This window comes from Streptomyces sp. NPDC002144 (genome assembly GCF_053593695.1).
In genome coordinates, this window is sequence record NZ_JBSFDB010000004.1 from 35904 (window position 1) to 47559 (window position 11656).

At 72.9% G+C, this 11656-nt stretch carries 11 protein-coding genes; 9 read left to right on the plus strand and 2 right to left on the minus strand.

The window, feature by feature from the left end:
• Positions 1-44: 44 nt before the first annotated feature.
• Together ACWCQ1_RS07380 and ACWCQ1_RS07385 are read left to right on the plus strand one after the other, a co-directional pair.
• Positions 45-1436, plus strand: a complete 1392-nt coding sequence (locus ACWCQ1_RS07380) for a glutamate decarboxylase (RefSeq protein WP_165954853.1) — start codon at positions 45-47, stop codon at positions 1434-1436.
• Positions 1437-1685: 249 nt separating this feature from the next.
• Positions 1686-2663 (plus strand): TolB family protein, encoded by a 978-nt coding sequence (locus tag ACWCQ1_RS07385; protein ID WP_358597782.1) that lies wholly within the window; start codon positions 1686-1688, stop codon positions 2661-2663.
• On the opposite strand, the gene ACWCQ1_RS07390 is transcribed toward ACWCQ1_RS07385, so the two are convergent.
• Complete coding sequence (locus ACWCQ1_RS07390) at positions 2651-3238, minus strand: hypothetical protein (RefSeq protein WP_451026033.1); 588 nt, start codon at positions 3236-3238, stop codon at positions 2651-2653. The genes ACWCQ1_RS07385 and ACWCQ1_RS07390 overlap by 13 nt on opposite strands.
• A gap of 106 nt (positions 3239-3344) precedes the next feature.
• On the minus strand, positions 3345-4292 hold the full coding sequence (locus ACWCQ1_RS07395; RefSeq protein WP_133044102.1) for an ACP S-malonyltransferase: 948 nt from the start codon (positions 4290-4292) through the stop codon (positions 3345-3347).
• A gap of 286 nt (positions 4293-4578) precedes the next feature.
• Here ACWCQ1_RS07395 and ACWCQ1_RS07400 point away from each other — a divergent pair, with 286 nt between their 5' ends.
• The 7 genes from ACWCQ1_RS07400 (at position 4579) to ACWCQ1_RS07430 (ending at position 11651) form a co-directional block, all read left to right on the plus strand.
• Positions 4579-6123, plus strand: a complete 1545-nt coding sequence (locus ACWCQ1_RS07400) for an acyl-CoA carboxylase subunit beta (protein WP_451026147.1) — start codon at positions 4579-4581, stop codon at positions 6121-6123.
• The gene (locus ACWCQ1_RS07405) at positions 6120-6344 is read left to right on the plus strand and encodes an acyl-CoA carboxylase subunit epsilon (protein ID WP_358597779.1); all 225 of its coding nucleotides are present in this window, start codon (positions 6120-6122) and stop codon (positions 6342-6344) included. Before ACWCQ1_RS07400 ends, ACWCQ1_RS07405 begins: the two co-directional genes overlap by 4 nt.
• A 73-nt stretch (positions 6345-6417) precedes the next feature.
• A complete protein-coding gene (locus ACWCQ1_RS07410; RefSeq protein WP_358597776.1) occupies positions 6418-7467 on the plus strand; it encodes an AfsA-related hotdog domain-containing protein in 1050 nt (349 codons plus the stop codon).
• Positions 7464-8498, plus strand: a complete 1035-nt coding sequence (locus ACWCQ1_RS07415) for a 3-oxoacyl-ACP synthase (RefSeq protein ID WP_451026034.1) — start codon at positions 7464-7466, stop codon at positions 8496-8498. Before ACWCQ1_RS07410 ends, ACWCQ1_RS07415 begins: the two co-directional genes overlap by 4 nt.
• Before the next feature lie 79 nt (positions 8499-8577).
• Positions 8578-10311 carry an FAD-dependent monooxygenase gene (locus ACWCQ1_RS07420; protein ID WP_451026035.1) on the plus strand — a complete coding sequence of 578 codons (1734 nt, stop codon included), beginning with the start codon at positions 8578-8580 and terminating at the stop codon, positions 10309-10311.
• A complete protein-coding gene (locus tag ACWCQ1_RS07425) occupies positions 10308-11309 on the plus strand; it encodes a beta-ketoacyl-ACP synthase III (protein ID WP_451026036.1) in 1002 nt (333 codons plus the stop codon). The genes ACWCQ1_RS07420 and ACWCQ1_RS07425 overlap by 4 nt, the downstream gene beginning before the upstream one ends.
• A gap of 78 nt (positions 11310-11387) precedes the next feature.
• The gene (locus ACWCQ1_RS07430) at positions 11388-11651 is read left to right on the plus strand and encodes an acyl carrier protein (protein ID WP_133044096.1); all 264 of its coding nucleotides are present in this window, start codon (positions 11388-11390) and stop codon (positions 11649-11651) included.
• Positions 11652-11656: the final 5 nt, after the last annotated feature.

The following is an 11656-nucleotide window of genomic DNA, read 5'->3' on the forward strand; positions in this document are numbered from 1 at the left end:
AGCCTCCGAAGAGACACGGCAGGACGACGCGAGAGGTGCCACCGGTGGCTCTGCACAACGCTCAGGAAAGGGCCGCCGACCAGGCCGCCGACATCTTCACGTCACCGATCAGCGAGCAGCCGCTGACCAAACGGGCCATGCCGCTCCTGCCGGCCCTTCCGCACGTCGTCTTCCAACTGCTGCGCGGCGAACTGCTCCTGGACGGCAATGCGGCGCAGAACCTCGCGACCTTCTGCACCACCTGGACCGAGGACGAGGTCCGGCGCCTGATGGACCTGTGTCTCGACAAGAACATCGTCGACAAGGACGAGTACCCGCAGACCGCGGAGATCGAGTCCCGGTGCGTCAACATCCTCGCCGACCTGTGGCACGCGCCCGGTGGCGGTGAGGGGACCGAGCCCGCCGTGGGGTGCTCCACCACCGGCTCCAGCGAGGCCGCCATGCTCTGCGGTCTGGCCCTGAAATGGCGCTGGCGCGACCGCCGTCGGGCCGCCGGCCTGCCGGCCGACCGGCCGAACCTGGTGTGCGGGCCGGTTCAGGTGTGCTGGGAGAAGTTCGCCCGCTACTTCGACGTGGAGCTGCGCCAGGTGCCGGTGGAGCCGGGCGCGACCGGCCTGCAGGCCCATCAGCTGCGCGAGTACGTCGACGAGAACACGATCGGCGTCGTGGCGATCCTCGGGGTGACCTACACCTGCACCTACGAACCCGTCGCGGAGATCGCGGCCGAACTCGACCGGCTCCAGCAGGAGAAGGGCCTCGACGTTCCCCTGCACATCGACGCGGCGTCCGGCGGGTTCATCGCCCCCTTCCTCCACCCCGACCTGGAATGGGACTTCCGCCTGCCCCGGGTCGCCTCCATCAACGCCTCCGGGCACAAGTACGGCATGGCCCCGCTCGGCGTGGGCTGGGCCCTGTGGCGCGACAAGGCGGCCCTGCCCGGGGACCTGGTCTTCCACGTCGACTACCTCGGCGGCGACATGCCCACGCTCGCCCTGAACTTCTCCCGCCCCGGCGGCCAGGTCGTCGCCCAGTACTACATGTTCCTGCGCCTGGGCCGCGAGGGTTACCGGCGCGTCTACCAGGCCTGCGCCGACACGGCACAGCACTTCGCCCGCCAGGTCGCCGCCATGGGCCCCTTCACCCTGCTCTACGACGGCGACGGAGCGCTCCCGGCCGTCTCCTGGACGCTGACCGACCCGGCCTCGGTGGGCTGGAGCCTGTACGACCTGTCCGACCAGCTCCGTATGCGCGGCTGGCAGGTTCCGTCGTACCCGCTGCCGCCCGACCGTCAGGAGACCGTCATCCAGCGCGTGCTCGTGCGCCACGGCGTCGACCGGGACGAGATCGAACTGCTGGCCCAGGACATGCGCCGGGCGATCGAGCGCCTCGACAAGGGGCATCCGCACGACTCCGCCCGCGTCGGCTTCCACCACTGACCGCTCCCACCGGAAGCACGGACCACGGACCCCGGGCCACCGGCCCGGGGTCCGTGACGTCTCCTCACCTCGTCCGACCTCTTATTGCACAGCTGTGACGGCGGGCGCACAGCTCCGTCATGGCCCGGGGGGAAGACTTCTCCCATCGCGCAGAGCGGCAAGCCGAGCGGACCGGACCGGGTCCCGGGGGCGGCGGGCGGTTCCCGCGAGTCCGTCGCCGCAGCGTCGTTCACATTCCTGGGGGAACCGATGTCCGCTCGTAACCGCCGCAGCTCCACCGCCCTCGTGACCGCGGGGGTCGCCGCACTGCTCGCAGTGAGCGGCGCGGCCGCCACCGCGATGGCCCTTCCGTCCTCCGGCCGCGAGGCCAGGGGCAGCGCCACGATGGTCGCCGCGGCCGCGTCCACCCACACCCTCGGCGTGCCCCGGGGTCTCACCATCAGCGACGGCACCCGGCACGTCCTGATCGGCGGCAGGTCGATCGACTTCGGCACCGTCGTCCGTGACCTGGCCTGGAACCCGGGCGGCACCAAGGCCGCCTTCATCGACGGGCACGGCGACCTGGTCGTCTCCGACCCCGACGGCAGCCACCGGGTGACCGTCGCCGCCCATCCGGGCGGACAGACCTGGTCCCACCCCACCTGGCAGGTCGCCGCGGCGGACCGGACGAACGGCATCCCCGCGAAGAACAACATCATCTTCTCCGCCAAGATCCACGGCAGCACCGTGCTCGAGCGCGTCAAGGCCACCAGCGACCACGGCAGGCCGGCGAAGCTCGGCCTGAACGGCGAACCGGGCGAGGGCGGCGTTCCGCAGACGAACAACACCTGGCCCAACGCCGGCGGGTCCTACGGCACGTCCGTCTACGAGAACACCCACACCGGCGAGGTCTACATCCGCGACGACTACCTGCGTCAGCAGGGCGGTGCGCTGGCCCGGGGCTCCGAGCCCGCGCTCTCTCCGGGCGAGGAGGAGGTCGTCTTCGTGCGCTCCGTCGGCGGCCACGACCACCTCTTCGTCGACGACCTGAACACCGGCACCAACGCCGCCAAGGACATCACCCCGCACGCCACCACCGACTACACCGAGCCCGCCTGGTCGCCGAACGGCAAGACCATCGCCTTCCGCACCCCCACCGGCACCTACACGGTGACCAGGACCGCCCACGGCTTCGGCAAGCCGGTCAAGGTCAGCACGCACACCGGTCTGCCGGCCTACCGCGGCTGACCTCCGCCCGGCCTGCCTCCCGTGCGCGCGAGTTCGGCCCGCAGCTCCTCCAGGTGCTGGTCGGCCGTGTCGTGCGGCAGGTACTCGACCACGTCGAGGAAGCGGAACAGGACCCGGGAAGGGGTGACGGCGAACTCGTAGTCGGCGAACCCCACCACGGCACCCAGCTCACCACGGACGGCGCCCCGGACGACATGCTCGGTCATGTCGTCCGGGGTCTGTGCGCTCAGCCCCCGCCGCGCGTTGGGGCGGGCCAGGTACGGGCAGACCATCGAGGCATAGAGCATGCACGCGCGGTGCCCGGGAGCCTCCAGCGTCGCCGCCATGTTGCGGTACGGCCGCCCGGCCGCGAGCGCCTCACGGATCGCGGAGCTCTCGGCGGCGCCGACCACTCGCCACACCGGGCCCTTGGGAATCAGGGTGTCGCACACCGAGCACAGACGCCGCCGTGCGCACTCGGCGCTGCGCCCGTAGTCGGTGAGTGCGAACTGGGGCTCCTCGCCCTCCCACGGGGTGATGGCGGGGACCGGATAGCCACGGCTGTCACGAGGCCTGGCCTCGACGCTCGCCGGCATGGGAACGGAGTCGAATCGCACACCTCATGGTCGACCACACGAGCGCCCCGCCGCGACGGTTGCCGGGCAACAGCCGTGCAACCGTGCGCACGCTCACCGCTCCCGCTCAGGCCGTCTGCGGCACGGGCGTCCCGAAACGGTGGGAGGGGACCTCCGGCAGGACGCGCCGGCTCAGGGCGGCGAGGGTCGCGCCGGGGCCGATGTCGAGGAACGCGGTGGCGCCCCCCTCCTCGTGCAGGACGTGGAGGGTGTCCGCCCAGCGCACCGGGCCGACCAGCTGGCGGGCGCACAGGTCGCGCCAGTGCTCGCCTCCCCGGTGGGCGCGGGCGTCGACGTTGGCCACCACGGGGAGCGTCCCGGCCGCGAAGTCCGTCAGGTCCAGGGCCCGGCGCAGGGGCGCGCCGGCGGGCTCCATGTACGGGCTGTGGCAGGCGGCGGTGACCGGCAGGACGGTGTAGCGCAGGCCGGCCCCGGCCGCCCGGCCGGCGGTGGCCTCCACGGCCGTACGACTGCCGGCGATCACCGTCTGCCGGGGACTGTTGTGGTTGGCCACCCACAACTCGCCGCCGTCCCGGCGGGCCTCCTCCACCAGCTCCGTGACCTGCCGCAGGTCGCCGCCCATCACGGCGGCCATCGCCCCGGGCCGCTGCCGGGCCGCCTCGGCCATGGCCCGGCCCCGCTCGCCCACCAGCCAGGCGCCGTCCGTCACCGACAGCACCCCGGCGGCCACCAGCGCCGTGTACTCGCCGAGGCTGTGCCCGGCGACGGCCACCACCCCGGCGGACGGATCGTGCCGGCGGAACTCCGACCAGGCCAGCAGGGAGGCGGTGAACACCGAGATCTGCGCGTGGTCGGTGCGCGACAGCGTCTCCTGGCCGGCCGTCAGCAGCAGTTCGGCGACGTCGAAGCCGGACGCCCGGGACACGGAGCCGACGAGTTCCCAGGACTCCGTCCCCCGCCACGGCTCCCCCATACCGGGGCGCTGCACCCCCTGGCCGGGGAACAGGACGGCGTACCGCGGCCCGGCGGTGGATCCCTCAACGTACGCGACCATGATCTGCCCCTTCGAGATTCCGACGAACGGTCGAAGAACATCGTCGGAGGAGGCCGCTCAAGTTCCGGCCCGCGTTCTCCTCGCTTTTCGCTCAAGGCACGGAAAAGAGGCCGGCGGCTTTTTCACGTCTTGAGTCAGGCATTGTCCGGGGCCCCGAACCCTGTCTGCGGGCGGCCTTCCCGAGGGCGTCCGGATGGGAGGACAAGGCATGACCACCGTGGTCGAGAAACCCCCGGCGCACAGCCCGGTGCCGCCTGCCGAGTCGGCGCCCGAGCGTCCCGACAGCATGCATGTGCGGGTGGAGGAGCTGCGCCGGCTGCGGGCCGGGGTGCAGGCCGGCCCCGGGCAGCGCGCCACCGAGGCGCAGCACGCCCGCGGCAAGCTCACCGCCCGCGAGCGGATCGGACTCCTGCTGGACGAGGGGTCGTTCACCGAGCTGGAGCCGCTGCGCCGGCACCGCGCGACCGGCTTCGGCCTGGAGCACAAGCGGCCGTACACCGACGGGGTCGTCACCGGCTGGGGCACCGTCGAGGGCCGTCAGGTCTTCGTCTACGCGCACGACTTCCGCATCTTCGGCGGCGCCCTCGGCGAGTCGCACGCGGCGAAGATCCACAAGCTGATGGACCTGGCGGAGGCGTCCGGCGCCCCGCTGGTCAGCCTGTGCGACGGCGCCGGCGCCCGCATCCAGGAAGGGGTGACCGCGCTCGCCGGATACGGCGGCATCTTCAGCCGCAACGCCCGCGCCTCGGGCGTCATCCCGCAGATCAGCGTGATCCTCGGCCCGTGCGCCGGCGGCGCGGCCTACTCGCCGGCGCTGACCGACTTCACCTTCATGGTCCGGGGCGTGTCGCAGATGTTCATCACCGGCCCGGACGTCGTGCGGGCGGTCACCGGTGAGCGGGTGAGCATGGACGAACTGGGCGGCGCCGACGTGCACGCCTCGGTGTCCGGGGTGGCCGCGTTCGCCTACGACGACGAGGCGAGCTGTCTGGAGGACGTGCGGTACCTGCTGTCCTATCTGCCCGCCAACAACCGGCAGGCCCCGCCCGCGCTGCCCTGCGACGACCCGGCGGACCGGCGCACCGACCGGCTCGCCGACCTCGTACCGTCCGATCCCACGCGCGGCTACGACGTACGGGACGTCATCGAGGAGATCGTCGACCACGGCGAGTACTTCGAGACCCACCCCTCCTGGGCCGGCAACGTGGTGTGCGCGCTGGCCCGGATCGACGGGCACGTGGTCGGCGTCGTCGCCAACCAGCCCCTCGCCGGCGCCGGAGCGCTGGACATCAGGGCCAGCGAGAAGGCCGCCCGGTTCGTGTCCCTGTGCGACGCCTTCAACATCCCGCTGGTCACCATGCTGGACGTGCCCGGCTTCCTGCCCGGCGTGGACCAGGAGCACAACGGGATCATCCGGCACGGCGCGAAGCTGCTGTACGCGTACTGCAACGCCACCGTCCCCCGCATCCAGCTGATCCTGCGCAAGGCGTACGGCGGTGCCTACATCGTCATGGACTCCCGCTCGGTCGGCGCGGACCTGTCCTTCGCCTGGCCCACCAACGAGGTGGCGGTGATGGGCGCCGAGGGCGCGGCCGGCGTCATCTTCCGGCGGCAGATCGCCGACGCCGAGGACCCCGCGGCGATGCGCGAGCGGATGGTCGGGGAGTACCGGGCGGAGCTGATGCACCCGTACTACGCGGCGGAACGCGGCCTGGTCGACGACGTGGTCGAACCCGGTGAGACGCGCGCCGTGCTCGCCCGTTCGCTGGCCATGCTGCGCACCAAGCACCGGGCGCTGCCGCAGCGCAAGCACGGGATCACCCCGCTGTGAACGCCGACGTGTTGCACGAGGCCGCCTTCCGTGTGGTGCGCGGCGACCCCACACCCGACGAACTGGGCGCCCTGGTGGCCGTGCTGAGCGTGCTGCGGGCTCGCGCCGAGGCCGCCGACGACGCTGCCGCCGAGCCCCGCGCCCCTCGCGCGAGCTGGGACCGGGCCGGCAACGGCTATTGCGGTCCGCTCGCCTGGGTGGGCCGGCGGGCAGCCCCTTGAGTTCGCTTTTAGTGAGCGCTTTGCCACCCCCCTGGACCATGAAATCAAGCGAGAGAAAAGGGAATCGAATCCCATGACCTCCACCGAGAAGAAGACCTGCCTCCCGGGTGCCGCGCATCTCGAATTCATGCGCACCGTGGACCGTTCTCTGCTGCACCGCTGGGCGCTTTCCGAGGTGTTCCTCACCGACGCCCGCCAGACCGGCGAGGAGGAATACCTCGCCGCGGCCCAACTCCCCCCGCTGCACGCCTACTACACCGAGCACACCTCACGCCTCGGCAGCCCCGACCCCATGCTGCTGCTGGAGTGCTGCCGGCAGGCCGAGACCTACGGCGGCCACGAGTACGCCGGGGTCTCGCGCAAGAGCAAGTTCCTGCTGCGGTCCTGGTCGATGGAGCTGCCCGGACTGCTCACCCTCCCGCACGAGGAGCGGCCCGGCGAGCTGCGGATCTCGGTGCGCACGAGCAACCGCCGCGGCACGCCCGGCGATGTGCGCCGGCTGTCCTTCGGCATCGACATGAAGCTCGCCCAGCGCTGCCTCGGCTTCGTGCGCATGGACGTCGGCTACATCCCCGCCGAGGTCTACGACACGGTCCGGCTGCAGGGCCGCGGCAGGCCGCTGGTGCCGTTCAAGGACCTGCCCCGCCAGACCTCGTACGTCGCCCCGCACCTGGTCGGCCGCAGCGACCCGGCGAACGTCGTGCTCGCCGACGCCACCGTGGGCAGCGACAACGCCTCCGCGACCGTACGGGTCCCGCTGGACAACCGCAGCATGTTCGACCACGGCCAGGACCACGTACCCGGCATGGTGCTCATGGAGGCGGGCCGCCAGCTGTGCCTGCTCGGGGTGTCGGACCTGTGGGGCGCCTCGGTCAGCCGGAGCACGGTCGCCGGCTTCGAGTTCTCCTTCACCCGGTACGCCGAGCTGGACTCCCCGACGACCGTGCACATCCGCAAGACCGAGCCGTACGCGCACGAGGACAACCTCAGCCTGATGCTGCCGGACCTCAGGACCTTCCACATCGACTTCGAACAGGACGGCGACGTCATCGCCTCCGGGCAGATGCACACCACCACCGCGTCCACGGGCGTCCCGCTCCTCGACGGCGAGGAGTGCGTATGACCCCCGACGGCACATGGCTCGCGCCGGCCGAGTGGCTGCCGCCCACCGCCGAGAAGACGGCGGACGCGCTGGCCGCCGGCCGGGTGAGCGCCGACGAGGCGGACGCCATGGGCTACGAGCAACTGCCCGTCTCCGCGGACCTGTCGGCCCCCGAGATGGCGGTGCGCGCCGCCCGGCGCGCCCTGTCCCGGTCCGGCCGCCCGGCCGGTGACCTCGACGCGGTCCTGCACGCCTGGACGTACTACCAGGGCCACGACTTCTGGTCGCCCGCGCACTACGTGGCCGCGGGGGCCGGCGCCCTGGACGCCGTGCCGACCGGTGTGCAGCAGATGTGCAACGGCGCGGCGGCGGCCCTGCGCGCCGCGGCCCACCAACTCGCCGCGCAGCCGGGCGGCGGTCCGGTCCTGGTCACCACCGCCGACCGCTTCGCCCCGCCGGGCTTCGACCGGTGGGGCGGGGACTACGGCGTCTGGTACGGCGACGGCGCCACCGCGGCCGTCGTCGGCACCGGGCCCGCCCCGGACGGCGCGCTCGCCCTGCACGCCCTGCGCACCCGGGCGGCGCCCGAGCTGGAGAGCGCCCACCGTGACACCGGCGCCTTCCACCCGGCCCCGCACACCCGCGGTACGTCCGTGGACGTCCGCCGGACCAAGAAGGCGTTCCTCGCCGAGCACGGCAGGGAGCGGTTCCTGGCACGGCTGCGGCACGAGACCACGGCCGTCCTGGCCGACGCGCTGACCGAGGCCGGCGTCGGCACCGGCGGGCGGCGACTGAGCGCCGTCCTGCTGCCGCGGCTCGGCCGGGCCACCGCACGGGAGGTGTACGGCCCCGCCGTCGCCGCGGTCACCGACGCGCCCCTGGCCGACCTGGGCGAGCGCACCGGCCATCTCGGTGCCGGCGACCTGCTGTCCAACCTGGCCGCCCTGACCACGGACACCGGGCCACACCGCCTCGAACGCGGCGCGTACGCGGCCGTGTTGAGCGCGGGTGCCGGGTTCACGTGGAGCGCGGTCGTCGTGCGACGGACCTGAACCGCCGGGCACTTGCCGCCCATCCCGTCTTCTTTCGGCTTCGTTCCTCTTCTTCCGTCTTCTTGTGAAAGGCACTGTCATGACGTTCCCTCAGCGCGAGGGTCCCGGTGAGCGGCGTCCCGTCCTCGTCGTGGGCGCGGGCCCCGTGGGACTCGTACTCGCCACCGAACTGCTCGCGCAGGGTGTTGCGGTCCGGCTGGTCGACCACTCGGCCGCCGGTCCCCTCCAGCACTCCCGGGCCAGCGTGGTCTGGCCGCGCAGCCTCGAACTGCTCGGCCGGATCGGCGCCTCCGAGCCGCTGATCGAGCTCGGCAACCGGCTGGACTCGGTGCAGTACTACTCCGACAAGCGGCATCTCGGCGCCATCGAGATGAGCCGGCTCGCCGACACGCCGTACCCCTTCGGCGTGGTCGTCCCGCAGGACACCACCGAGGAGGTGATCCGCACCCGACTGGCCGCGTACGGCGGGGAGATCGAGTTCGGCTCCCTCACCGGGCTCGACACCTCGGGCCCCCGGCCGGTCGCCGAGGTGCGGCGGGCCGACGGCACCGTCGAACGGATCGAGGCGGAGTACGTGATCGGCGCGGACGGCGCGCACAGCGCGGTGCGCCGCCTCGCCGGGATCGAGCTGCTGGGCTCCGGAAACGACGTGCTCTTCGCCATCGGTGACGGTCCCGTCGCCGGCGACCTGGACCAGCACGCGCTGGTGTACTGCTACTCCCGCTCCGGCGCCCTGGGGATCGCGCCCTTCGGCGGCGGGGTGTACCGGCTCGCCATCAGCGTGCCGGACTGGCGGGAGGAACAGGGGCCGCCGCCTGAGCTGTTCCAGCGGTTCCTCGACGAGCGCTCGCCGCGGCCCGGCATCGTGGGCGAGCTGGACTGGTCCACCATCTTCCGGGCCCGGCGCCGGGTGGCCGAGACCATGCGGGCGGGGCGGGTCTTCCTCGCGGGCGACGCGGCGCACGTGTTCAGCGCGGCCGGCGCGCAGGGCATGAACACCGGCATCCAGGACGCGGTCAACCTCGCCTGGAAGCTGGCCGGTGTGGTCCGGGGCGCCTTCGAGCCGGGGATCCTCGACACCTACGACAGCGACCGGCACCTGGCGGCGGAGCGCATCGTGCTGACCACCGCCAAGCAGACCAGCTGGGGGCTGTTCAAGCGGCGCCACGAACTCGCCCTGCGCGACGCCACCGTACGGCTGGCCCACCGGACCGGGGTGCTGCAGCGGTTCGGCGCCCCGCTGATGGCGCAGCACGACGTGAGCTACCGGCCGGCCGAGTCCCTGCGCGACACCCTGCCGGGGCTGACCCGCCGCATCCGCGTCGGCGACCGGCTGCCGGTGTTCGCCGCGCACGACGACCCCCAGCCGGGCGCCGAACGCTGGCCCTCGATCGACCCGGGCCGGCTGACGCTGCTGCTGTGGGCCGGCGAACGCCAGGACGCCGCCTGGCTGTCCGCGCGGGAGTCCGTGACGGCGGCCGTGCCCGACGACGTCCCGGTACGGGACATCTCCGCCTGGCCGGGCTTCGCCCCGCTGCTCGGCACCGTCCCGAGGGCCCTCGCGGTCCGCCCCGACGGCCATGTGGCGGCGATCGTCGCCCCGGAACCGACAGCGGTCCGTACGGCCCTGCGCAGGGCGGGGAGCAGCTTCCGGACGGCCCCCGGGACGGCCTTGCGGGCGGTCGGCCCCTCCGCTCCGGCAGGCGGCGCGGCGGACGCCGTGGGCCGGCCGACCGCCGCGGGCACCCCGGGGGCTCCCGCCGCGCCCGGGCCTCACTCCCGCCACGGCGGGACAGAGGAGCTGGCGTCATGAGCCGCGCCGCGGTGGTGTGCGGGCTGGGCGGGGCGCTGCCGGAAAGGGTCGTCTCCAACGAGGAGTTGGCGGGGCGGCTCGACACCTCCGACCGGTGGATCCGGACCCGTACCGGGATCGGACGGCGGCATGTCGTCGCGCCGGGTGAGGCCACCTCCGACCTCGCGGTGGCCGCCGGACGGGACGCCCTCGCCTCGGCCCGCCGTACGGACGTGGACCTGGTGGTGCTGGCGACCAGCACGCCCGACCGGCCGTGCCCGGCCACCGCCCCGGACGTCGCCCACCGGCTCGGGCTGGGGACGGTGCCCGCCTTCGACGTGTCGGCCGTGTGCACGGGGTTCGTGTACGCGCTCGCCACCGCGTCCTCCATGATCACCGCCGGGGTGGCCGAACGGGCCCTGGTGATCGGGGCGGACACCTTCTCCACCATCCTCGACCCGGCCGACCGCACCACCCGGGCCATCTTCGGCGACGGAGCCGGAGCCGTGGTGCTGCGGGCCGGCGAGCCGGACGAGCCCGGCGCGCTGCTCGGCTTCGACCTCGGCAGCGACGGCTCCGGCGCCGATCTGATCACCGTGCGCGCCGGAGGCTCCCGGCAGCGCTCGACGCCCGAACCCCCGGGCGCCGGGGACCACTTCTTCACCATGGACGGCCGCCCCGTCTTCACCCGGGCCGTGCTGGACATGAGCCGTTCCTCCAAGACCCTGCTCGACCGGATCGGCTGGAGCCCCGCCGAGGTCGACAAGGTCGTGGCGCACCAGGCCAACATCCGCATCCTCAACGCCGTCGGCGAGCAACTCGGCCTGGAGGAGAAGCAGATCGTGGCCAACCTCGACCGGGTCGGCAACACCGTCGCCGCCTCGATCCCGCTCGCCCTGCGCGACGCCGCCGCCGAGGGCGAGCTGCGGCCCGGCCACCGCGTCCTCGTCACCGGCTTCGGCGGCGGCCTCACCTGGGGCTCGGCCGCACTCGTCTGGCCGGACCTCGAAACCCACTGACCGCACCCGGAACCCCCGGAACCGAGAACCGGGATCACCCGACACCGAATAACACCGAACACCGGAAGGAAACTCACCATGAGCACTCCCGTCGTCCTGAACCAGGAGTCCCTCAAGCACCGCGTCTCCGCCCTGATCAGCGAGAAGTTCGGCCTCGACGAGGCGGAGCTGCTCTCCGGCGTCACCTTCGACGAGCTGGAGATCGACTCCCTGATCCTCGTGGAACTGAGCCTCATCCTGCGCAAGGAGATGGACATCGTCCTGCAGGAGGGCGAGCTGAAGTCCTCCTTCACCCTCGACGAGGCCGTCGCCGTGATCCGCGCGAAGGCGGAGCAGGCGTGAGCGGC